Origin of the sequence: Vibrio bivalvicida (assembly GCF_001399455.2) — a bacterium.
Classification (GTDB): Bacteria; Pseudomonadota; Gammaproteobacteria; order Enterobacterales; family Vibrionaceae; genus Vibrio; species Vibrio bivalvicida.
In genome coordinates this window covers 14300-36397 of record NZ_LLEI02000025.1, presented here as the reverse complement: position 1 = coordinate 36397, position 22098 = coordinate 14300, and the positions used below count along the sequence as shown (strand labels likewise).

23 protein-coding genes are annotated in these 22098 nt (G+C 43.9%); 15 read left to right on the top strand and 8 right to left on the bottom strand.

Annotated features, from left to right (window positions below):
- The first annotated feature begins 250 nt into the window (after positions 1–250).
- From ccoN to uspE, 10 genes are all read left to right on the top strand, one after another.
- A complete protein-coding gene (ccoN, locus tag APB76_RS09685; RefSeq protein WP_054963345.1) occupies positions 251–1678 on the top strand; it encodes a cytochrome-c oxidase, cbb3-type subunit I in 1428 nt (475 codons plus the stop codon).
- 12 nt (positions 1679–1690) lie between these two features.
- Positions 1691–2311, top strand: coding sequence for a cytochrome-c oxidase, cbb3-type subunit II (gene ccoO / locus APB76_RS09680; RefSeq protein WP_054963346.1), 621 nt, complete (start codon positions 1691–1693; stop codon positions 2309–2311).
- Positions 2312–2326: 15 nt separating this feature from the next.
- Positions 2327–2503: a cbb3-type cytochrome oxidase subunit 3 gene (locus APB76_RS09675; protein ID WP_054963347.1), complete on the top strand. Its 177-nt coding sequence runs from the start codon at positions 2327–2329 to the stop codon at positions 2501–2503.
- Positions 2500–3477, top strand: coding sequence for a cytochrome-c oxidase, cbb3-type subunit III (gene ccoP / locus APB76_RS09670; RefSeq protein ID WP_054963348.1), 978 nt, complete (start codon positions 2500–2502; stop codon positions 3475–3477). The genes APB76_RS09675 and ccoP overlap by 4 nt, the downstream gene beginning before the upstream one ends.
- Positions 3478–3585: 108 nt before the next feature.
- Positions 3586–4065 (top strand): FixH family protein, encoded by a 480-nt coding sequence (locus APB76_RS09665; RefSeq protein ID WP_054963349.1) that lies wholly within the window; start codon positions 3586–3588, stop codon positions 4063–4065.
- Positions 4066–4074: 9 nt separating this feature from the next.
- A complete protein-coding gene (locus APB76_RS09660) occupies positions 4075–6447 on the top strand; it encodes a heavy metal translocating P-type ATPase (protein WP_054963350.1) in 2373 nt (790 codons plus the stop codon).
- A complete protein-coding gene (gene ccoS, locus APB76_RS09655) occupies positions 6448–6612 on the top strand; it encodes a cbb3-type cytochrome oxidase assembly protein CcoS (protein ID WP_038209389.1) in 165 nt (54 codons plus the stop codon).
- Positions 6609–7283: a sulfite exporter TauE/SafE family protein gene (locus APB76_RS09650; protein WP_054963351.1), complete on the top strand. Its 675-nt coding sequence runs from the start codon at positions 6609–6611 to the stop codon at positions 7281–7283. The genes ccoS and APB76_RS09650 overlap by 4 nt, the downstream gene beginning before the upstream one ends.
- Positions 7284–7371: 88 nt before the next feature.
- Entirely contained in the window at positions 7372–8121 is a 750-nt protein-coding gene (locus APB76_RS09645) for an FNR family transcription factor (RefSeq protein WP_004414051.1), read from the top strand.
- A gap of 143 nt (positions 8122–8264) precedes the next feature.
- Positions 8265–9212, top strand: coding sequence for a universal stress protein UspE (gene uspE, locus APB76_RS09640; RefSeq protein ID WP_054963352.1), 948 nt, complete (start codon positions 8265–8267; stop codon positions 9210–9212).
- 72 nt (positions 9213–9284) lie between these two features.
- Here uspE and ttcA read toward each other — a convergent pair whose 3' ends face one another.
- The 4 genes from ttcA to APB76_RS09620 form a co-directional block, all read right to left on the bottom strand.
- Positions 9285–10178 (bottom strand): tRNA 2-thiocytidine(32) synthetase TtcA, encoded by an 894-nt coding sequence (ttcA, locus tag APB76_RS09635; protein WP_049844081.1) that lies wholly within the window; start codon positions 10176–10178, stop codon positions 9285–9287.
- 261 nt (positions 10179–10439) lie between these two features.
- Complete coding sequence (locus APB76_RS09630) at positions 10440–11096, bottom strand: DUF2987 domain-containing protein (protein WP_054963353.1); 657 nt, start codon at positions 11094–11096, stop codon at positions 10440–10442.
- A 26-nt stretch (positions 11097–11122) separates the two neighbouring features.
- The gene (locus tag APB76_RS09625; RefSeq protein WP_049844083.1) at positions 11123–11971 is read right to left on the bottom strand and encodes a glucosaminidase domain-containing protein; all 849 of its coding nucleotides are present in this window, start codon (positions 11969–11971) and stop codon (positions 11123–11125) included.
- Positions 11964–12767, bottom strand: coding sequence for a DUF2189 domain-containing protein (locus APB76_RS09620; protein WP_054963354.1), 804 nt, complete (start codon positions 12765–12767; stop codon positions 11964–11966). Before APB76_RS09620 ends, APB76_RS09625 begins: the two co-directional genes overlap by 8 nt.
- Before the next feature lie 361 nt (positions 12768–13128).
- Here APB76_RS09620 and potA point away from each other — a divergent pair, with 361 nt between their 5' ends.
- The 5 genes from potA (at position 13129) to APB76_RS09595 (ending at position 18166) form a co-directional block, all read left to right on the top strand.
- On the top strand, positions 13129–14271 hold the full coding sequence (gene potA / locus APB76_RS09615; RefSeq protein WP_074181703.1) for a spermidine/putrescine ABC transporter ATP-binding protein PotA: 1143 nt from the start codon (positions 13129–13131) through the stop codon (positions 14269–14271).
- Positions 14252–15112, top strand: coding sequence for a spermidine/putrescine ABC transporter permease PotB (potB, locus tag APB76_RS09610; RefSeq protein ID WP_054963356.1), 861 nt, complete (start codon positions 14252–14254; stop codon positions 15110–15112). Before potA ends, potB begins: the two co-directional genes overlap by 20 nt.
- On the top strand, positions 15112–15882 hold the full coding sequence (gene potC, locus APB76_RS09605) for a spermidine/putrescine ABC transporter permease PotC (protein WP_054963357.1): 771 nt from the start codon (positions 15112–15114) through the stop codon (positions 15880–15882). Before potB ends, potC begins: the two co-directional genes overlap by 1 nt.
- 368 nt (positions 15883–16250) lie before the next feature.
- A complete protein-coding gene (locus APB76_RS09600) occupies positions 16251–17288 on the top strand; it encodes an extracellular solute-binding protein (protein WP_054963358.1) in 1038 nt (345 codons plus the stop codon).
- A 95-nt stretch (positions 17289–17383) separates the two neighbouring features.
- On the top strand, positions 17384–18166 hold the full coding sequence (locus APB76_RS09595; RefSeq protein WP_054963359.1) for a GGDEF domain-containing protein: 783 nt from the start codon (positions 17384–17386) through the stop codon (positions 18164–18166).
- Between the two features lie 15 nt (positions 18167–18181).
- Here APB76_RS09595 and cobB read toward each other — a convergent pair whose 3' ends face one another.
- The 4 genes from cobB to APB76_RS09575 all read right to left on the bottom strand — a co-directional run bounded on the left by cobB (position 18182) and on the right by APB76_RS09575 (position 22092).
- Entirely contained in the window at positions 18182–18919 is a 738-nt protein-coding gene (gene cobB, locus APB76_RS09590) for a Sir2 family NAD+-dependent deacetylase (protein ID WP_054963360.1), read from the bottom strand.
- Between the two features lie 169 nt (positions 18920–19088).
- A complete protein-coding gene (locus tag APB76_RS09585; protein ID WP_054963361.1) occupies positions 19089–20309 on the bottom strand; it encodes an ammonium transporter in 1221 nt (406 codons plus the stop codon).
- Positions 20310–20624: 315 nt separating this feature from the next.
- Positions 20625–21041: a hypothetical protein gene (locus tag APB76_RS09580; RefSeq protein WP_004745951.1), complete on the bottom strand. Its 417-nt coding sequence runs from the start codon at positions 21039–21041 to the stop codon at positions 20625–20627.
- A complete protein-coding gene (locus tag APB76_RS09575) occupies positions 21025–22092 on the bottom strand; it encodes a formate dehydrogenase subunit gamma (protein WP_054963362.1) in 1068 nt (355 codons plus the stop codon). The genes APB76_RS09580 and APB76_RS09575 overlap by 17 nt, the downstream gene beginning before the upstream one ends.
- Positions 22093–22098: the final 6 nt, after the last annotated feature.

Here is a 22098-nt window from a genome sequence, read left to right as displayed (position 1 = left end):
TTCTCCGTGTAACAAACTTCAAAGTTTTAAAATAAAAGGCCAAAACCAGACCGAGTGTAAGGTTACTACGCTGTCATTGAATTGTTAAATGCAGTATAGTTGGCGGCTGAAAATGCCACTTTTTTTAAAAACTGGCAAGAATATTTAACCAACTTATTTTGGTGTGATTTTCTTAACAGTTTTGGGTGGCATTACGACATGTGTCGTGTTGGAAGTAAAGTGTAGTTAATTAGAAATTGGAAGCATGCAAATGAGCCAAGAAAAGCAGCTTGAACAAAACTACAACTATACAGTCGTTCGTCAATTTACCCTTGTTACTATTCTTTGGGGCATTGTCGGTATGGCTGTTGGTGTTTTGATTGCCGCTCAATTAGTTTGGCCACAGCTAAACTTTGATACGCCGTGGTTGACGTATAGTCGCTTACGTCCTCTGCATACTAATGCGGTTATTTTCGCGTTTGGTACAAGTGCCCTGTTCGCAGCGTCTTATTACGTTGTTCAGCGTACCTGTCAAACTCGTCTATTTGGTGGCCCTCTTGTCGCCTTTACCTTCTGGGGTTGGCAAGCCATTATTTTAGCAGCAGCGATTACTCTGCCTTTGGGTTTTACCTCGGGCAAAGAGTACGCGGAGCTAGAATGGCCAATCGATATTGCCATCGCAGTTGTTTGGGTTTCTTACGCCATCGTGTTCTTTGGAACATTGATAACCCGTAAGACGTCTCACATCTACGTAGCAAACTGGTTCTTCGGTGCCTTTATTATCACTGTTGCGGTTCTTCATATCGTAAACAGCATGGCAATTCCTGTGTCTCTAGGTAAATCTTATTCGATTTATTCAGGCGCGGTGGATGCAATGGTTCAGTGGTGGTACGGACACAACGCAGTAGGTTTCCTACTCACAGCTGGTTTCCTAGGTATGATGTACTATTTCGTACCTAAGCAAGCTGAACGTCCTGTTTACTCTTACCGTCTGTCTATCGTTCACTTCTGGGCATTAGTTTCTTTATACATTTGGGCTGGCCCTCACCACCTACACTACACTGCTCTTCCTGACTGGACGCAGTCTCTAGGTATGGTGATGTCACTGGTTCTATTTGCTCCTTCTTGGGGTGGTATGATCAACGGTATCATGACGCTGTCTGGTGCTTGGCACAAACTACGTTATGACCCTATCCTACGCTTCCTAATTGTATCGTTATCGTTCTACGGTATGTCTACGTTTGAAGGTCCTATGATGTCTATTAAGACAGTTAACGCGCTGTCTCATTACACTGACTGGACTATCGGTCACGTACACTCAGGTGCACTCGGTTGGGTTGCTATGGTATCTATCGGTTCGGTATACCACTTGGTACCTCGCCTATTCGGTCAAGAGCGCATGTACTCAGTTGGTCTAATCAATACTCACTTCTGGTTAGCAACTATCGGTACTGTTCTATACATCGTAGCGATGTGGATTTCTGGTGTAATGCAAGGTCTTATGTGGCGTGCAGTAAACTCTGACGGTACGTTGACTTACAGCTTTGTTGAGTCTGTAGAAGCCTCTTACCCGTTCTACTTTGTACGTTTCCTAGGTGGTTTCATCTTCCTAGCAGGTATGTTCTTAATGGCATACAACACGTATAAGACAGTATCAGCGCCAAAAGATAGCCTTAAAGCTATCCCACAGCCGGCATAAGGAGATTAAAGAATGAGTTCTAATTCTAACAATCGCCACGAAATTGTTGAACGCAATGTCGGTTTATTAGCGATTCTTATCGTTTTTGCAATCAGTTTAGGTGCTCTTGTAGAGATCACTCCTCTGATTTTTCAAAAGCAGACGACTGAGCCTGTTGAGAACCTACATCCTTATACAGCACTTGAAATGGAAGGTCGTGATGTATACATCCGTGAAGGTTGTAACGTGTGTCACAGCCAGATGATTCGCCCATTCCGTTCTGAAACTGAGCGTTACGGTCACTACTCTGTTGCTGGTGAAAGCGTATACGAGCATCCATTCCTATGGGGTTCTAAGCGCACAGGTCCTGATCTAGCGCGTGTTGGTGGTCGTTACTCTGATGAGTGGCACCGCGTTCACCTAATCGATCCACGTGAGTTGGTTCCTGAGTCAAACATGCCTGGCTTCCCATGGCTTGAAGAGAACGTTCTTGATGGTAAGGACACTCAGAAGAAACTAACAATCTTCCGTGATCAGTTTGGCGTTCCATACACTGATGAGCAAATCGCAAATGCGTCTAAAGATGTAGAAGGTAAAACAGAGATGGATGCCATCATTGCTTATCTTCAGTCTCTTGGTCACGCAATGAAGTAATAAAGGGGTGACAATATGGATATCGGTACTATTCACAGTATTTGGACCATAGTTCTATTCGTTAGCTTTATAGGTGTGGTTTGGTGGGCTTACGGTAAGAGCCGTAAAGCACGCTTTGATGAAGCTGCAAACCTTGTTTTTGCTGATGAGCAGAAAGCGCCTGAAAAAGAACAAGGAGTGACTAAGCAATGACGACATTTTGGAGTCTTTGGATAATCATCATCACAGTCGGTACACTGGTCGGCTGTGCTGCGGTCCTTTATTGGTGCCTTAAAGATAAAATGGGTGTTGAAGAAGGTGCAGATATGGGGCACGAATATGATGGTATTCGTGAACTAAACAATCCACTGCCTAAATGGTGGACTTATCTGTTCGTTGGTACGTTTGTATTCGCGGCTATTTACCTAACACTTTACCCTGGTCTGGGTAACTTCAAGGGCGTTCTAGGTTGGCAGAGTTCTGACCAAACAGTCCGCTCTCTTGAAGAATCAAAGGCCTCAATCGCAAAAGCCCAACAGAACAAGCAATTGGTTCAGTATGCAAAAGAGCTTGATGATGCAGAAACTTACTTTGGTGAAGCATTCAAAAAGCTTGCTTACGTAGATGGCTCAACTGAACTGCGCCCTATCCCTGAAATTGCAGCGGATAAGGAAGCAGTGAAAGTTGGTCAGCGCCTGTTCTTGCAGAACTGTTCTCAGTGTCACGGCTCTGATGCTCGTGGTCAGAAAGGTTTCCCTAACCTAACTGATGAAGCATGGCTATATGGCGGCGAACCACAAGCAATTGTTACTACGGTAATGCATGGCCGTATCGGTCAAATGCCGGGTTGGAAAGATGCACTTGGTGAGCAAGGCGTTAAAGAAGTGGTGAGCTACACGTTAAGCCTTTCTGGACGTTCTGTAAACGCTCGTGAAGCAGAAGCTGGTAAAGCTCGTTTCGTAGTGTGTGCAGCGTGTCACGGTACAGACGGTAAGGGTAACCCAGCAGTTGGCGCCCCGGATCTGACTGACCAAAATTGGTTGTTTGGCGGCTCTCGCGCAGAAGTAACTGAAACAGTAATGAACGGTCGTTCTGGTGTTATGCCAGCTTGGAAAGATATTCTAGGCGAAGACAAAGTTCAGCTAGTTTCCGCTTATGTGTGGAGCTTAAGCAACTCGGAACAATAAGTTACATTTCTATTACAGCCCCTTACTTCCAATAGATGGTAAAGGGGCTGTCTTTTCTTTACAGTTAAAGCCCTAATTTATTTTAATTTTTTGATTGAGAACTTTTTTATGGAAAAGCCTTGGTATAAGCAGTTTTGGCCCTGGTTTATACTCTCCCTAACGGTTGGAGTATCTATACTAACTTTGGTACGAGTGGCGATACTTACAAACCACTCTGTTCATTTAGTCACCGAGGATTACTATAAAAAAGGAAAAGGTATAAACGTCGACATATCAAGGGTCAACGTTACCAAAGAGTTAGGTCTCAATGCTTCTGTGCAGGCAGAAGGAAACACTGTCGTAATTCAGTTTGATAAAGGGCAGTTAGATCACTACCCTGCGATCACTGCTATGTTTGCTCACCGTACACTTCCTGATCATGATTTCACTAAGTTAGTCACTTCGGACGCTCGTGGTCTATATCGATTTACTCTTGATGATGAACTGCTGGGGCCATGGTTTGTTGAGTTGACGCCCCATGATGAGAAGTGGTTAATCCAAGGCCGTATCGAGTTCCCAACGTCGGCAGCAGTACAACTATCTAACTAAGAAGCGTCTATGTGCAAATCCTGTTATCACTGTGGTGAAGATGTACCAGCCAACACGGATTTCAAAGTCGAAATTTTGGGTGACATACGTGAGATGTGTTGCCCAGGCTGTGAGACGGTAGCCCAGACTATCGTCGACAGCGGTTTGGTCTCTTACTACCAATATCGGACTGCTCCTGCGGAAAAAGCCGACCTTGTCCCAGAGCAGCTCCAGGCCCTTATCCACTATGACAATGATGACGTGCAATCTGAATTTGTCCGCAATAACAAAGACAGCTCTGAGGTGACATTGTCACTTGAAGGGGTGTCTTGTGCTGCGTGTGCTTGGTTGATTGAAAAACAAGTCTCATCAAAGAGTGGTGTGCTCTCAATTCGTGTCAATACAACAACCAACCGTGCTCTCCTCGCTTGGGATAAGTCTCAAGCGAGGCTAAGTGAGATTTTGTCACTCATACACCAGCTAGGTTACAAAGCTGCGCCGTTTGAAGCCGATAAACAAGAGGCTGCTTATCACGAGCAAATGAAGCAGTACCTTTATCGTCTAGGCATTGCTGGTCTCGCGACAATGCAGGTGATGATGCTGGCCGTCGCGCTTTATCTAGAAGTATTTGGTGACTTAGAGCCAGAGTTTAAAAACTACTTCCGTTGGGTAAGTTTAATTTTTGCTACGCCAGTGATGCTCTACTCTGCTTTGCCTTTTTACGTCAATGCCTGGCGAAGTATACGAAGTCGAACACTAGGTATGGACGTGCCGGTTTCTATTGCAATGATATTCGCCTATTGTGCGAGCTTGGTTGCAACAGTGACAGAACAAGGTGAAGTGTTCTTTGAATCTATCTCGATGTTCGCCTTCTTCCTCTTGGTTGGGCGATTCCTAGAGATGCGTGCACGTCGTAAAGCAGCGGCGGCAAGCGGTAACTTGTTGAAGTTGATCCCAGCTATCGCAAATAAGCTTGATGGTGACCAAGTCCCTGTTAAAACACTTAAAGTGGGCGACCAAATCCGTGTTTTGCCGGGTGAACACATTCCTGCGGATGGTAAGATTATCTCGGGTCGTGTTTATATTGATGAATCCATGCTGACGGGTGAATCTTTACCAGTCGTGAAGCAGGCCGATGACCATGTGTTTGCTGGCACGCTAAATGGTGAAGAATCGTTTGAACTAGAAGTGACGACATCAAAAGCAGACTCGATGATTTCCAATATCGTTCGTTTGCAAGACGAAGCCCAGCTTTCTAAACCGAAGATTGCTGAGATTGCCGATGTCGTTGCTCGATATTTCGTGGCTGTGATTCTTATTATTGCTGCTGGTACTTGGTTCTTCTGGCACTCTAGCAAGCCGGATGATGCCTTCTGGATCATGCTATCTGTATTGGTCGCGACCTGCCCTTGCGCGCTGTCTTTGGCGACGCCAACAGCGTTAACCTGTGCGACATCACGTATGGGCAATTTGGGTATTCTTCTGCGTAAGAGCCATGTCTTCGAAACGTTGTGTAAGGTAAATCACCTAATCGTTGATAAAACCGGTACGTTGACACATGGTGATATCGAAATAAATGATGTTGAGCTTTATTCTGCTTTAACTAAAGATAAGGCACTAGCTGTTGCTGCCTCTCTTGAATCTCATGCAAACCACCCTATTGCTCGTGCATTCAAACCTTATGCTGATGTTAATATAACGGTAACTGATGTTGAGAACGTTATTGGTTCAGGCATCAAGGGTATCTATCAAGACACTGAAGTTAAGATAGGCAGTGCTCAGTTTGTACTGGGTGAAGGCCAACGTTCAAAAGCGAATACTGTTTTTCTTTCTATTGATGGGCAACATGTCGCGAGTTTTGGCTGCCATGACCCTATCCGAGTTGAAGCTAAAGAGTTTATCGAGAAATTTCAGAAATCGGGTGTGAAGGTAACACTTCTAACTGGTGATACGAAAGAGAACGCTGATCTCGTCGCAAACCAAATTGGCATTGAAGATGTCGTAGCAGGTGCTAAACCTCAAGATAAGTTGTCTTACTTGCAGCAGGTAGACTCCGATGACATCACCATGATGATAGGTGATGGCATTAACGATGCTCCTACCCTAGCTGGTGCGCATTTATCTATTGCAATGGGCGGTGGCGCAGACGTCGCGAAAGCTTCGGCAGATATGGTGCTTTTGGGCGACAGACTTGATCGAATCTTAGAAGCGCGCATGTTAGCGCTACAGGCTCGTAAGATTATTCGCGAAAACCTCGCATGGTCACTTGGCTACAATTTATTGATCCTTCCCCTAGCAGTAGCTGGATTTGTTGCGCCATATTTTGCGGTTGTCGGTATGTCTGCGAGCTCTATTATTGTAGTATCTAACTCTCTTCGCTTGCTCAAAGAAAAAGGTAAATAGATGGAAAGCCTTTATATCCTCATCCCTATCGCTATCGTACTGGTTTGTGTTGCGGTAGCTGTCTTCCTTTGGGCTGTAAAAAGTGAGCAGTTTGAAGACTTAGAGCGCCAAGGACACAACATTTTATTTGATGAGGATGATCACAAAGAGAATCCGCCTAAATGAGCCCCGATTGGATTGGTGCTTTCTTTATCGGTCTTGTTGGGGCTGGGCACTGTATGGGGATGTGTGGTGGTATTGCTTCCATGCTCACCATAGGTCAGTCTCAGCCATCCAAACTAGTCCCTCTTTTTTACAATAGCGGTCGCCTAGTAAGCTACGCCTTAATTGGCGCGGTTATTGGTGGCGCGGTTTCGTCCATTTCTGAAGTTAGCCAACTCAACAATGTGCTGGTTTGGTTACGCCTAGCCGCAGCGCTATTTATGATTTTGCTAGCGTGTTATATCGGTCGATGGTGGCACGGCTTGCTGTATATCGAGAAGCTTGGGCAAGTGATTTGGTGTAAGATCTCTCCTGCTGGTAAATCCTTGTTGCCGCTAAAATCTCCCATACAAGCTCTACCGTTTGGGTTTATCTGGGGATGGATACCCTGTGGTCTTGTCTATTCCACTTTGACCTGGTCGGCAGTATCTGGAAGCGCACTGAATGGTGCTTTAGTGATGCTGGCATTTGGCACAGGTACATTGCCAGCTATGCTGCTTGTAGGCCACGCAGCGTCGTCGCTCCATAAATTGCAAAATTCCAACATATTTCGTCATATCGTTGCTTTTACTATCTTAATTTACGGGCTTTATACGGCATATGGCGCACTTCGTCTCTTATCAATTAGTTTGTAGTTAACTGTTTTTATGCGCCTTTTTAAGCTACCCTTTAGGGCTAATGGATGCTAAAATATTGATGTATATCAAATAGTGAAAGGTTGTTATGATTTCTGAAAAGCCTGCAACAAAGCGTATTCAATCAGGTGGCTGTGCGATTCACTGCCAAGACTGTAGTATTAGCCAGCTTTGTATTCCGTTTACGCTGAATGAGTCTGAGTTGGATCAGCTCGATCAAATCATCGAGCGTAAAAAGCCTATCCAAAAAGGACAGGAGCTGTTCAAAGCCGGGGACGAACTAAAGTCTTTATACGCTATTCGTTCAGGAACTATCAAAAGCTATACAATTACCGAGCAAGGTGATGAACAAATTACGGCGTTTCACTTAGCGGGGGACTTAGTGGGTTTTGATGCGATCACTGGCGACCTACACCCAAGTTTCGCTCAGGCGCTAGAAACGTCTATGGTATGTGAAATCCCATACGAAATTCTTGACGACCTATCAGGTAAAATGCCTAAGTTGCGTCAGCAGATCATGCGCCTAATGAGCAATGAAATTAAAGGCGACCAAGAAATGATCTTGTTGCTTTCTAAGAAGAATGCAGAGGAGCGCTTAGCGGCTTTCCTATATAACCTTTCTACTCGTTTCTCTCAGCGTGGGTTTAGTCCTCGTGAGTTTCGTCTAACAATGACCCGTGGTGATATCGGTAACTACCTTGGTCTAACAGTTGAAACAATTTCTCGCCTTTTAGGTCGTTTCCAAAAATCAGAGATCTTAAGTGTTAAGGGTAAGTACATTACTATTCTTGACCATGATGCTCTGATGGAGCTGGCGGGCGTATCAACAGAATCATAATAATTTTCAATGATGTAGCTCTCCATTTACCTTGAAATAGAGCTACATCATACTTCTCTCAAATTCCTCGAATTATTTCTAAAACTCTCCTCCTATCTAAGCTACATTAATCATATGCCCCTCCTCGTCTCTAAGGAGTCACTATGAGTATTTACAATAAGATTTTGGTCGTCGCTGACATTAACAAAGATGAACAGCCGGCTCTTGCACGTGCAATGCAACTGGCAGCGAAGAGTCGTTCTCCAAGTCGGGTGACATTCTTTCTCTCTATCTATGACTTCTCTTATGATATGACGTCGATGCTGTCTATCGATGAACGAGACGCGATGCGCCGCGGCGTAATTCAACAGCGTGAGCAGTGGATGCGTAAGATTGCCAAAGATTATATTAACAATGACATTGAATTTGATGTTCGTGTGGTTTGGCATAATCGGCCATATGAAGCGATTGTGGCTGAAGTCTTCGCAGGAGAACACGATATCGTTATCAAAGGGACTCGTAAACATGATGTGCTTGAGTCGGTAATTTTTACTCCGACAGATTGGCACCTACTTCGTAAATGTCCTTGCCCTGTTCTGCTGGTTAAAAACTCAGACTGGCCAGAAGATGCGAGTATTCTTGCTTCCGTTCATGTTGGTTCGGAAAACGATACTCACCTTAGCTTAAATGACGCAATGGTCGAACAGCTTAATAGTTTGACAGATAGGCTCGGAGCTAAGCCCTACTTGGTAAATGCCTACCCTGTTACGCCTGCTAATATTACCATTGAATTACCAGAGTTTGATCCAGCTACTTATACTGACGCGGTTCGTGGTCACCACCTAACAGCAATGAAAGCACTACGCCAGAAACACGGTTACGATGAAGAGCAAACAGTGGTGGAGCAAGGGCTTCCTGAAGATGTAATTCCAGAAGCCGCAGAACAGCTAAACGCGGCGTTGGTGATCATTGGTACTACTGGTCGAACCGGACTATCTGCTGTATTTATTGGTAACACTGCGGAACATGTGATTGATAAGATCAATTGTGATGTGATGGCGTTGAAACCGCAGGGTTATGTTAGCCCTCTTGATCCCAAGACCGCTATTTAGGTAGGTTGTTTAAAACTAAAAAAGGAAGATAGTTGCTATCTTCCTTTTTTCGATTTCTATTTGACTGTCTGGTTAGATATTGGTTACATCGATAAACATAGATTCATCGATGTTTGTTGAAGAGACAGTCGCTTCACTAAACTCATATTCATCGCGATTACCTTCTCTGTCGAGTGGTAGGTTTTCAAAATCAAACAAATCTCTGTCTGCTAATTGACTTGGGCTTACGTTTTGAATTGACTTGAAAATCGCTTCGACGCGACCGGGAGTCTTCTTGTCCCACTCAATAAGCATCGCTTTGATCGATTGACGTTGTAGGTTTTCCTGAGAACCACATAGATTACATGGAATGATTGGGAAATCTTTGTGCTCTGCGTACTTGATCAGATCTTTTTCACGGCAGTAAGTCAGCGGGCGAATAACAACATTACGACCATCATCCGAACGTAGTTTTGGTGGCATCGCCTTTAGACGTGAACCGTGGAACATGTTTAAGAACATGGTTTCTACGATGTCATCCATATGGTGGCCTAGCGCAAGTTTGGTTGCGCCGATTTTCTCGGCAAATGAGTACAAAGTGCCGCGACGTAGGCGTGAACAAAGACCACATGTTGTCTTACCTTCAGGAACCTTCTCTTTAACGACTGAATAGGTATCTTTATCTACGATGTAGTAAGGAATGTTCAGCGTCTCGAAGTAGTCTGGCAAGATGTGCTCTGGGAATCCCGGTTGCTTCTGGTCTAAGTTAACTGCAACAACTTCAAATTTGATCGGTGCTGCTTTCTGTAGGTTGAGCAGAATATCAAGCATCGCAAATGAATCTTTCCCGCCACTGATACATGCCATTACAACATCGCCTTCTTCGATCATGTTGTATTCTGTAATAGCATTTCCAACATTTCTTCTCAGACGCTTTTGAAGCTTGTTGAATTCTAAGGTTTCTTTACGTGTATCTTTTTGATTCATTGCGGGCTCTCACATTGCCGAACAAGTCGACAGTAGCACTTCCTAAGTGGTTTTATTTGGGGCGTGGATTATACGAGCTTTTTGGCAAGGATTAAATGCCTGTCTTGTTGAGCAATGAGGAAATATTGCTTTCAACTGACTTAGCGCAAGGTGATAGGCAGAATTCAAATTTTCCTTGGGATTATAACTGTCTTATTACCTCCCGATTAAAATTTTGATATATAACAAAAAAAGGGTCATCGACGTGACCCCTACCTTGGTTTATGCTTTTGGTAAATAGGGGAGCACGCGTGATGTTACCTGAGGAAGGATCATTGACCCTCCTTCGCCTATTTCATCGAGAGCGACTTGAACCTTACCATTAACAATTTGCTTCGTTGTGCCGTTTGAGAATTGAATTTGTGAATCCAGCTTATTCGGGAACTCTAACGTGACGCCTTCTACATCCGGTGTAAACCAACTTGCGAACATACCGCCAAGCTGCTCTAAAATTGCCTGCATCTGAGGCAGTAGCACTTTGACCTGCTCGTAGGTCACTTCACCTGACATCGGCTCTTTTGTCATGACAACCATTGAGAAGTCGCAACGCATATCCATTGGTGTATGGATGAAGACTAGCGGATTCGCTGAGCGTAGGTTATCGTCTAGCGGTACGATGACTTCTTGGTATGGAGAGATGGTCAACTCTTCGTAATGCTCCTCTTTCTCCATCCAGGCTTTTTCTATGTCACACAACTGCTTTGTTTTCGCATTGAGGAAAAAGAAGCCGACTTTGACATCATCGTGCCCTTCTTTGGCGTTCTGCTTCATATGAGAAAATAGTTTAGAGTAAGTAAACATGTATTCTTGAGCTTGAACAGGTAAAACAGCCGCACTTGATAACGCCGCTGCTAAAATTGCTAACGATACTTTTTTCATTACTTTCTTTCTTATTAAATTCGCGTTTATTGATTATTCGCTAGAGGTAAATCCCAGAACGGTTGATTGTGCCTGATCATGGTCTGTAAATCGTTGACGTATGCCTCACCGCGTTCAGAGTATTTAAGCAAACCATTTGTTAACGCCATCGCCGCATCGGTATCTGTTAAACTCTGGTCATTAAGATGGCGTTGGTAACGGATCTCTCGTAGCTCTTTGTAGGCGTTGTTACGGTTTACATTCATAAAATAACCGTGAATAGACTGTTGCACTGAGTCAAACTTTGCTACTTCGTGCGACATCCCTTCCCCACGCTGCAGCGGCACTAAGCCACACCCAGAGCTGTAACACCACTGACCAAAATAGTTGTTGGCCTGTGTTGCAAATCGAGATGTGCCCCAAGCAGACTCATTAGCCCCCTGAACTAGGACAAGTGCCTCAGGGATCACGTCTACCCGATGAAGCATGCTGTTGATCCAGTCGTCAGAAATGCCCCCTGCGGGCTGCTCGACCCTGTAAAGCTTACCTAGACGTTCAGCGTAACTTATATCAGAAGGAGTAAGAGTCTGGCTTACATAGTGGTCGCGAATGGTGTCTAAACGTTTGCGCTCAGAAACAATTCGTTGGTTTTCTAACGCAATGCCAGGCCTTAGATAATCAAAAAACGCTTGTTTCTTTTGTTTCACGTCTTTGATAGCGGAAAAATCAGGAGCCATACCGACTGTTTTTCCGCTAAATACCGGAACCAGTTGTTCAGTTACGTAAGCTTGTTTACGGCGCTCACGCTCTTCAGTTTGATTTTGTTCGTAGCCATAAAAACTACAGCCGGCAATGACGCCAGCTGCAGCAATAGCAAAGAACTCACTTTTACGCATTGAACACTTGTGGATCGTTGTCATTGTCGTCTTCATCTTTAGGTCTGTCAGAAGCAATAATCTTCAACTTAATGCCAAACATATTGCGGTAAATAACCCCCTTCACATGGAAGAAGAATGGTAGGACGAAAATCAGCCCTAAGCCATAGAACATCATACCCGCAAAAAACATGACGATGACAGCTAAATATATCCCGGCTAGAACCAAGATCTTCTTATTCACCGCGCGAAGAGAGAGCAATAGTGATTGCATAGGGGGAACTTGTTTTTCGCAAATCAGTAGAATTGAATTTGTGAAGGCTAAAGATAGATAGAGTGATAGAAGCGGAAAGATCGTTCCAGCGATACCTTGGAGTAGCAAACTCATTAGTGTTGCTAGAATCACGGGGACAGTATATTGCAGGCCCTTGCCAATATGACGCGGTTTAGTTGTCAGGCCGGCGGCATGGCTCATCGCCATTAAAGAAATACCTGCATAGATCGGTGCACTAATCACCTCGTAGCTGAAATTAGCGATCATGATTGCATTGAAAATACTTGGATCAAAAGCGTCTGGGTTGGTCACCGCATCTAAAATAATCCCTGGGTTACCTAACTGTAGCTTTAGCGCGATATAGAAGATTGCAAGCTGTAACGCGATAAGAACTACAATCGCCGGTGAGAAAGAGAGGAAGTGTTTAATAGTATGTTGCCAAGCTTCCTTAAAGACCTCTCCAGCTTTGAGTTCGTAGTCGCCCGAAAGTGCGCGCTCAATGCTGCCACCTAGGTTGAAGTCTTTTTCTATGTCATTACTCATTCGTTAATCCAGTACCTGATCTGTGTAAACCAAGCTAACTTGTTGATAAAAAATTGACATCATTATACTGCAACCAAAGTCAGTCTAAAATCGAATCTCGACTCGCTGCTTGCTTTATCGACTGTTTGATTGATAATTAACCACTAAACGCATCGTATCAGTATAATTATCTGACTCAAATATAAAGGAAACAATTCCCTAACTACTCGGTTCAATTGGTATACCGTGAGTATGGTAAGGAATGTTTACTTTTACCTGCAAAATTTTTTGTGTTTCAGAATAAGAAAATGCTTTGAATTCACAATTTTGGTGATTATGATGCGCGCCTCTAATTTGTGTAACGACGGGCCACTTCAAATGACTGGCCAAGGTAGGAGAAAAACAGACGTTGAACGCTAAACAAGATGCAGGAAACCCAGTTGTAAAACTAACTGGGATTAGTAAAAGTTTCGATGACAAAGAGATCATCGCAAATCTGAACCTTGATGTTAATCATGGCGAGTTCTTAACAATTTTGGGCCCTTCTGGCTGTGGTAAAACCACGGTACTAAGGATGATTGCGGGTTTTGAAACCGCAGACAAGGGTGAAATCATCCTTGCCGACCAAAATGTAACTCAAGTTCCTGCTGAGCAAAGGCATGTAAACACTGTTTTTCAGAGTTATGCATTATTCCCTCATATGACGGTTTTTGAAAACGTTGCTTTTGGCTTACGCATGCAAAAAGTGCCATCTAACGATATTGATCCTCGCGTAATGGAAGCATTGCGTATGGTCCGTCTTGAGAAAATGGCGCAGCGTAAACCGCACCAATTATCTGGTGGTCAACAGCAGCGTATCGCAATTGCACGCGCAGTAGTAAACAAGCCAAAAGTGTTGTTACTTGATGAATCGCTATCTGCGCTGGATTACAAACTGCGTAAACAGATGCAGATCGAACTAAAGCAATTACAGCGTCAACTAGGTATTACCTTTATCTTTGTCACTCACGATCAGGAAGAAGCCCTTTCGATGTCAGACCGCATCATTGTTATGCGTGATGGCGTGGTTGAGCAAGACGGCTCCCCACGCGAAATTTACGAAGAACCTAAAAACCTATTTGTTGCGCGCTTTATTGGTGAAATCAACGTGTTCAACGCGACCATGATTGAGCGTATCGATGATAAACGTATTCGCGCTGAGATTGAAGGTGTTGAGTCGGTGGTTTACTACGATAAACCAGCGGCTAGCGGTGACAAACTGCAAGTACTACTTCGCCCAGAAGACCTACGTATTGAAGAGATTAAAGAATCTGAGCAGAAAGGCATTGTCGGCCACGTTACTGAACGTACCTACAAAGGTATGACCTTGGATTCTGTTATTGAGCTGGAATCGGGTATGCGAGTGATGGTGAGTGAGTTCTTCAACGAAGACGATCCTGATGTCGACCACTCTCTAGGTCAAAAAGTGGCGATCACTTGGGTTGAAAGTTGGGAGGTCGTACTCAATGAAAGCCAAGAGGTTTAGCCTTCAAAACGCGATCATCACGTTAATCGTTGGCTGGCTAACGCTTTTTGTATTGGTACCCAATCTGATGATTATTGGTACCAGTTTCCTAACTCGTGATGAAGCAAATTTAATCGAGATGACCTTCACGTTGGATAACTATATCCGCTTGATGGATCCTCTCTACGCCAAGGTACTTTGGCACTCATTCTACATGGCGATCATCGCAACCTTGCTGTGCTTAGTGATTGGCTATCCGTTTGCTTATATCGTGGCAAAAATGCCCGAGAAGTGGCGCCCTGTGATGTTGTTTTTGGTGATTGTGCCATTTTGGACTAACTCACTAATCCGGACTTACGGTTTGAAGATTGTCTTAGGAACACAAGGTGTCCTTAACAAGTCTTTGATGGCAATGGAAATCATCGAAAAGCCAATTCGTCTTATGTATACAGAGTCGGCAGTAATGATTGGTTTAGTCTACATTCTGCTGCCATTCATGATATTGCCGCTCTACTCCGCTATTGAGAAGTTAGATCACACCTATCTAGAAGCGGCAAAGGACTTAGGAGCGAACAAGTATCAGACGTTCACTAAGGTCATTCTGCCACTTACGATGCCGGGAATTATTGGTGGCTGTTTGCTAGTACTGCTCCCTGCCCTTGGCATGTTCTACATCTCTGATCTACTTGGCGGGGCGAAGAACTTGCTGATTGGTAACGTGATTAAGAGCCAAGTGCTGAATGCCCGAGATTGGCCGTTTGGTGCAGCAACCAGTATTGCTCTGACCATCGCAATGGCAATTATGCTTTATGCCTACTATCGCGCAGGTAAGTTATTGAATAAGAAAGTGGAGCTAGACTGATGGGACGTACAGTTAGATTTAGCTTTATGACCTTGGTATATGCGTTTTTGTATCTGCCAATCGTTGTTTTGATCGTTAACTCATTTAATGCCAATAAATTCGGTATGAAATGGGGTGGCTTTACCACTAAGTGGTATGAAACACTCGTTAACAATGACAGCCTAATGCAGGCCGCTTGGCACTCGCTTAATGTCGCGGTGTTCTCTGCAACAGCAGCAACGATCATTGGTAGCCTAACGGCTGTTGCCCTATTCCGCTATTCGTTTAAAGGAAAAGGTGCAGTTAACGGCATGCTGTTCGTGGTGATGATGTCACCGGACATTGTTATGGCGATTTCATTGCTAGCGTTGTTCTTAGTACTTGGCGCTCAACTAGGCTTCTTTACGCTATTAATCGCGCATATCACCTTCTGTTTGCCGTTTGTCGTGGTAACGGTCTACAGTCGATTGAATGGCTTTGATGTCAAGATGCTTGAAGCGGCTAAAGACTTAGGTGCAAGTGAATGGGTGATCCTTAAGCAGATTATCCTACCCTTAGCAAAGCCTGCGGTTGCAGCTGGCTGGCTTCTTAGCTTTACCCTGTCTCTGGACGATGTGATTATTAGTTCATTCGTTACAGGGCCAACCTATGAAATTTTGCCATTGAAAATTTACTCGATGGTTAAAGTGGGCATTTCGCCAGAGGTGAATGCCCTTGCAACAGTCATGTTGATTGTCTCTTTGATTTTGGTCGTAGCTTCTCAGCTACTCGCGAAAGAAAAAGTAAAATAATAATCAATATGTAAACTCAAAGCAGAATGGCAAACAGTCATTCTGTTTTTCTATCTACTGCTGATGAACGTAAACAATAGTCGTGAAAGACAACGTTTGGTTTGGAGCTAACCTAAATGAAAAAATGGGCTACTCACTTAGCTGTGGGGCATGTGCGCTTTCCCTGTTCCTTGCTTCAGTGGCAGCACTTAGGTTAATTATCTAATGTAAAAATAGGTAGCAGTTGCTGCCTATTTTTGTCTTTGGCTGATATACTTGCTGGTTGCTAGGTTTGTCGCTACGACAAACAAGTTTAATAATCATGTTTTTTCAGAGTACTCAGTTCGGAGTGACTGTGTGCTGATAAACACAGATAAAACGGAAAATCAATGAAAAGTAAATTCTACGCAGGCGCACTATGTGCTGCGACGCTATTCGCTGCGCCGGCAATGGCCGCTGATCAAGAGCTTTATTTCTACAACTGGTCTGAATACATTCCAAATGAAGTTCTTGAAGACTTTACAAAAGAAACTGGAATCAAAGTCATCTACTCGACTTATGAATCTAACGAGAGCATGTATGCCAAGCTTAAGACTCAAGGTTCTGGTTACGATCTAGTAGTACCGTCTACTTACTTCGTATCTAAGATGCGTAAAGAAGGTATGTTACAGCAAATTGATAAGACCAAACTTACTCACTTTGCAGATTTGGATGCAAACTTCTTAAATAAGCCTTTTGATCCAAATAACAACTACTCTATCCCATACATCTGGGGTGCAACAGGCATCGGTATCAACTCCGACATGCTAGATAAATCATCAGTGACTAAGTGGGATGATTTCTGGGATAGCAAGTGGGAAGGTCAACTGATGCTGATGGATGACTCACGTGAAGTTTTCCATATTGCACTGACCAAACTAGGTTATTCGCCAAATACGACTAACCCAGATGAAATCAAAGCCGCTTACGAAGAGCTAAAAAAACTGATGCCTAACGTATTAGTATTTAACTCTGATTTCCCTGCGAACCCATATCTAGCGGGTGAAGTATCATTAGGTATGCTTTGGAATGGTTCTGCTTACATGGCTCGTCAAGAAGGTGCATCGATCGATATCGTATGGCCAGAAAAAGGCGCTATCTTCTGGATGGACAGCCTAGCGATTCCAGCAGAAGCGAAAAACGTTGAAGCGGCTCATAAGATGATCGACTTCCTACTTCGCCCAGAAAACGCAGCTAAGATTGCGCTAGAGATTGGCTACCCTACACCTGTAGCGACAGCTCACAAACTACTGCCTAAAGAATTCGCAAACGATCCAAGCATCTTCCCTCCTCAAGAAGTAATGGATAGTGGTACATGGCAAGATGAAGTGGGTGAAGCAAGTGTGCTTTATGACGAGTACTTCCAAAAGCTAAAAGTTGATAACTAACAACTTTAGATATCAGTTATATACTTAAAGAGCGGCAAGAAGCCGCTCTTTTTTGTATTTGAGGGACACCTCTTAACGCTAGCTAAGGATGAGCTATGAAAAGAAGGTATAAAGTCATACTGATCATATTATGCCTACTGTTTGCCATTTCTACGCTTATCGCGTTTTTAACCCACAGTGACTACATTGATTCGCGCAATGATGTCTGGTTTGAAAGTAACACCTTTTTTGTTCTTATCTTCATTTTCGTTATCTCTCGCAACACCATTCTCGACAACGGTTTTATTAAGTATGGATTCTTACTACTGATCTTTAATCAAGCTTATGACGTCTTGACTGAAGTTACTTACCTTGACGCAATCTCAGACAAGTACGACCTAGCAGATACTATGATCGAAGATGGTACCCTGCAAATCGCCTACCTTTTAATAGCTTTAGGGTTCACTAAGTTGATTAAGCAAATCAATGATGAGGCCTGCATTGACGAACTGACGGGTCTATACAATCGTAAAAAAATGTCAGAGATCAGAATGGAGTTCTTCGACTTAATCTACTTAGATCTCGATGGTTTGAAAAAGGTTAATGATACTAAGGGGCACGCTGTCGGCGACTTAATGATTATCCGTTTTGCACAAGCGATTAATCAAATTATAGATCGCCATGAAGAAGCTTTCAGAATTGGTGGTGATGAGTTTGTTATCGTCGTTAAGCCAACTGAAGGACGAAAGTTCGTCGACAAGCTTAAACAAGAGTTGATTAGCGAAAACATAGGCTTCAGCTATGGTATTGAGGCGACATCAAAAAATGAGCTGAGTGAGGCATTAGAAAAAACCGATCAAGCGATGTATGAAATGAAAAACTCCCGACGAAAACGTTGAGAGTTTTATTACTCACTAAGCATGTTTTACGTCTGGTTGCTGTAGGCTTAAAATCTCTTCTACTAGTTTAGGGACTTCAATACTCGCCTTGCCGTAACGTTTCTCTTCAAACTCACTTTCAACTGCACTCGGTTCAAGATTGATTTCTATCGTGTGCGCACCATGCATTTTAGCGTCATGGACAAAGCCAGCAGCAGGATAGACAACCCCTGATGTGCCAATTGAAATAAACAAGTCTGCCGCTTCAAGCGAGGCATAGATATCACCCATTCTTAGCGGCATTTCACCAAACCAAACCACATGAGGTCGCATCTGCGAAGGGATCTGACAGCAATGACAAAGATCGCCAGTTTTGATCTCGCCTGTTTCTTCAATCACTTGATTTGATTCACTACAGCGTGATTTGAGTAACTCGCCGTGCATATGAATGACGTTGTTGCTTCCACCTCGCTCATGGAGGTTATCTATGTTTTGTGTAATAACGGTGACAGAACCTTCTAGCTGAGCTTCAAGTTTGCCTAGTGCAATATGAGCAGCATTAGGACTTATCGCTGGATCTTGCAAACTCAAACGACGCTGGTTATAAAAGTCTTGGACCAAGTCCGGATTACGCTCGAAACCTTCTGGAGTGGCGACGTCTTCGATACGATGGTTTTCCCACAAACCGTCTTGAGCGCGGAAGGTTTGAATGCCCGACTCCGCTGATATTCCTGCTCCAGTTAAAATGACTACATTACGATAAGGGAAATTCATACTACTTCCTTGTTAGTGTTCTTAAGTTTAGCTTAGCACCCTCTCTCTCCCTTCCATAGCGCTGCAAGTTAGACCATGGTCGAAATATGCAATGTTTTACCTAGATTTTGTGAGGTGGAACAAAAAGGCAGCCTAAGTTGGCTACCTTATCCATTGAGTGAGCAAAAGATTAGTCTTCGTTTGTTGCTGAAATCTTATGAATCGCTAAGTCTGCACCGTTAAACTCATCTTCTTCAGATAAACGTAAACCAGAGACTTTATCGATAACTCCGTAGACTATTAGCGCACCAATCACTGCGATGGCGATACCTGTAAAGGTGCCGAGCATCTGAACGGTAAAACTCACGCCTCCTAATCCCCCTAGCGCACTTTGACCAAAGATTCCTGCAGCGATACCACCCCATGCGCCACAAACGCCGTGTAGAGGCCATACGCCAAGCACGTCATCTATCTTAGTTTTGTTTTGAAGATAGGTAAACAGATAGACAAACAGTGCGCCAGCAACAGCCCCGGTAATCAGAGATCCAATAGGATGCATTAAGTCGGAGCCAGCACAAATCGCGACAAGTCCAGCTAAAGGACCATTATGAATAAAGCCTGGGTCGTTTTTGCCTGCGATTAAGGCTGCAATGATACCGCCAACCATTGCCATCAAAGAGTTCATGGCAACTAGCCCGCTGATACCATTCAATGTTTGCGCTGACATCACATTAAAACCAAACCAGCCAACACAAAGAATCCATGCACCCAATGCTAAGAATGGGATGTTTGAAGGTGCGAAGTTGGTATGCTTACCTGCTCTAATACGCCCTTTACGCATCCCTAGGAAGATAACAGCGACTAATGCTATCCAACCGCCAACCCCGTGCACTACGACTGAACCTGCGAAGTCATGGAATCCATAGCCAAACTGTGTTTCGAACCAAGCCTGCAGGCCAAAGTTACCGTTCCAGATCATGCCTTCAAAGACGGGATAAACTAATCCGACAGTAAAGAATGTTGCAACTAATATAGGATAAAAACGTGCACGCTCAGCGATACCGCCCGAAACAATAGCAGGAATTGCTGCTGCAAATGTAAGTAGGAAGAAGAACTTAACTAGCTCATATCCGTTACCCTGTGACAAAGTTTGAGCGTCTGCGAAAAAGTTAGCACCATACGCGACCCAATAGCCAATAAAGAAGTATGCAAGCGCTGAAATACCAAAGTCAGCAAGGATTTTGACTAACGCGTTCACTTGGTTTTTGTGCCTTACCGTCCCAACTTCCAAAAAGGCAAAGCCAGCGTGCATTAAGAACACCATGATGGCGCCAAGAAGAAGAAAAAGTGTGTCCGAACTTTGAGTCAGGGTTTGAACGGCTCCATGAACCTGACTTGCTGTTACGCTCATTCGTATAAGTCTCCATTTTTGTTGTCGCGCACTTTTCCTGTGCGTCATATAACGTTGCTCACCACATTGGTGATATTGCTTGTAGCACTGATACGGCAAGTAACATGCCAGTAAGTTACGATTCTATAAATTAGAACTAAGCCTATGAATAATAGATGTTTTATCGATTAGCTAGAAATCAACTGGAGGAATTGGGTGCACATTTCTGGTGAAGCAATGCACGGTTATGGGGATAAGCGCACCAGATTGAGGCGGATTATTGTGGTGCATAAAAAAGCCCTGAATGTTCAGGGCTTATTTAGATTGGGTTCAAATTTAAAGATTTGGACCTTTAGAGAAGCTAAATGGTTGGTTCTCTTTAAGCTTATTCATACCTTGGAACATACGAACAAACCAGAACGCGATGGCAATCAAACCGAATAACATGCCTACATAAGGGATATAGTAAGCGATGTCATCAATCAGATGGCTCTTATACCAGTAGTCATTCACACCAATAAGAACACCATTCGACGTCGCGACTGTAATAATTAGTACAACGAAGTAAGTTAGGTTGAGGAAGAAGGTTCTAATCAACCCATAATAATGAGAGTCAATGATCTCCCCATCCTCTCCCTTATCTAAACGGTATCCCGCATAAATGATGGCTATCACACCTGAAATTAAACAGGTGAACGGTGTAAAGCAACTTAGGATGTACGCAACCCAAATGCCCTTATGAGGTTTGTTCATTTGTCTGCGCTCCTTTTACTTGGTTATCAGAGTTGTTGTCCGCAGTACTTACTCCCTGCTCTTGACGCTCTTTTTCCATCATTTCTTGATACCAAAGATCGTGGTGCTCTTTCGCCCAAGTTTCGTCAACCTCACCCGTGACCATACCTTCTAGTGCACCTTCCATACCGAACAGACCGATGTAGATATGGAACACGAAACCGCAGATCAGAATGAGTGCCGCTAACATATGGACTAGGTTTGATAGTTCCATATCACGGCGAGTCTGACCAAAGATTGGGAAATCTAACACCAGACCACTAATCGCAACCACAGAGCCCACAACAATAAGCAACCAAAATAGTGCTTTTTCACCTGCGTTTGAAAACTCTGCCGAAGGATGTGAACCTTTGTGTTTGCCGACCATACCACCGAGCTTCATAAACCAAGCAATATCGACTTTCTTAAAGATCGATTTATGCCACCACTTAATCAGTACACATAGCAGTAACACGTAGAAGATGGGGCCAATGTAGTTATGGTATTGCTTCGCCAACATGATGATGAAGCCCCATAGCTCTGACGGAATGTACGGCTTAAGGAAATGTTTACCGTAAACCAACATCAGCCCGCTAAACGCGAGTGTTAAGAAGGTAAACGCCATACTCCAGTGCAAGGCGCGATCCAGTCGAGACCAGCGTTTGATCTTCTTACCCGTTCTTGGCGCACTTAACATGAGTGGGCCAATCACAATGTACATTAAGGTAACGAATGCGATACTACCGAAAATCGCCACAGCTCCCGCTGGTGACATCCATTTCTCTTTCAAAATGTACCAAGTTTGACCTGGGGTACTAATTAGCATTCCATGCTCAGGGAACTGAGACGTCGTGTAGCCCTCTTCGCCTTGACGAACTTGACGCCAGAAATCGGCTCCTGCCAATTGGGTCATTTCACGTTGTGCAACTTCAGACTCTTTTTGCTCAGCATGCGCAGGCAGCGATAAAGCAAAGAGTAATGCTGCCATCATTGACAGCATTACAAGAGATGCACGTTTAAACATTGAAAACATGAATCT

Excerpts from the sequence above, each read along its gene's own strand:
- ccoN (WP_054963345.1), top strand. The coding sequence starts at position 251 with ATGAGCCAAGAAAAGCAGCTTGAACAAAACTACAACTATACAGTCGTT.
- ccoO (WP_054963346.1), top strand. The coding sequence starts at position 1,691 with ATGAGTTCTAATTCTAACAATCGCCACGAAATTGTTGAACGCAATGTC.
- APB76_RS09675 (WP_054963347.1), top strand. The coding sequence starts at position 2,327 with ATGGATATCGGTACTATTCACAGTATTTGGACCATAGTTCTATTCGTT.
- ccoP (WP_054963348.1), top strand. The coding sequence starts at position 2,500 with ATGACGACATTTTGGAGTCTTTGGATAATCATCATCACAGTCGGTACA.
- APB76_RS09665 (WP_054963349.1), top strand. The coding sequence starts at position 3,586 with ATGGAAAAGCCTTGGTATAAGCAGTTTTGGCCCTGGTTTATACTCTCC.
- APB76_RS09660 (WP_054963350.1), top strand. The coding sequence starts at position 4,075 with ATGTGCAAATCCTGTTATCACTGTGGTGAAGATGTACCAGCCAACACG.
- ccoS (WP_038209389.1), top strand. The coding sequence starts at position 6,448 with ATGGAAAGCCTTTATATCCTCATCCCTATCGCTATCGTACTGGTTTGT.
- APB76_RS09650 (WP_054963351.1), top strand. The coding sequence starts at position 6,609 with ATGAGCCCCGATTGGATTGGTGCTTTCTTTATCGGTCTTGTTGGGGCT.
- APB76_RS09645 (WP_004414051.1), top strand. The coding sequence starts at position 7,372 with ATGATTTCTGAAAAGCCTGCAACAAAGCGTATTCAATCAGGTGGCTGT.
- uspE (WP_054963352.1), top strand. The coding sequence starts at position 8,265 with ATGAGTATTTACAATAAGATTTTGGTCGTCGCTGACATTAACAAAGAT.
- ttcA (WP_049844081.1), bottom strand. The coding sequence starts at position 10,178 with ATGAATCAAAAAGATACACGTAAAGAAACCTTAGAATTCAACAAGCTT.
- APB76_RS09630 (WP_054963353.1), bottom strand. The coding sequence starts at position 11,096 with ATGAAAAAAGTATCGTTAGCAATTTTAGCAGCGGCGTTATCAAGTGCG.
- APB76_RS09625 (WP_049844083.1), bottom strand. The coding sequence starts at position 11,971 with ATGCGTAAAAGTGAGTTCTTTGCTATTGCTGCAGCTGGCGTCATTGCC.
- APB76_RS09620 (WP_054963354.1), bottom strand. The coding sequence starts at position 12,767 with ATGAGTAATGACATAGAAAAAGACTTCAACCTAGGTGGCAGCATTGAG.
- potB (WP_054963356.1), top strand. The coding sequence starts at position 14,252 with ATGAAAGCCAAGAGGTTTAGCCTTCAAAACGCGATCATCACGTTAATC.
- potC (WP_054963357.1), top strand. The coding sequence starts at position 15,112 with ATGGGACGTACAGTTAGATTTAGCTTTATGACCTTGGTATATGCGTTT.
- APB76_RS09600 (WP_054963358.1), top strand. The coding sequence starts at position 16,251 with ATGAAAAGTAAATTCTACGCAGGCGCACTATGTGCTGCGACGCTATTC.
- APB76_RS09595 (WP_054963359.1), top strand. The coding sequence starts at position 17,384 with ATGAAAAGAAGGTATAAAGTCATACTGATCATATTATGCCTACTGTTT.
- cobB (WP_054963360.1), bottom strand. The coding sequence starts at position 18,919 with ATGAATTTCCCTTATCGTAATGTAGTCATTTTAACTGGAGCAGGAATA.
- APB76_RS09585 (WP_054963361.1), bottom strand. The coding sequence starts at position 20,309 with ATGAGCGTAACAGCAAGTCAGGTTCATGGAGCCGTTCAAACCCTGACT.
- APB76_RS09580 (WP_004745951.1), bottom strand. The coding sequence starts at position 21,041 with ATGAACAAACCTCATAAGGGCATTTGGGTTGCGTACATCCTAAGTTGC.
- APB76_RS09575 (WP_054963362.1), bottom strand. The coding sequence starts at position 22,092 with ATGTTTTCAATGTTTAAACGTGCATCTCTTGTAATGCTGTCAATGATG.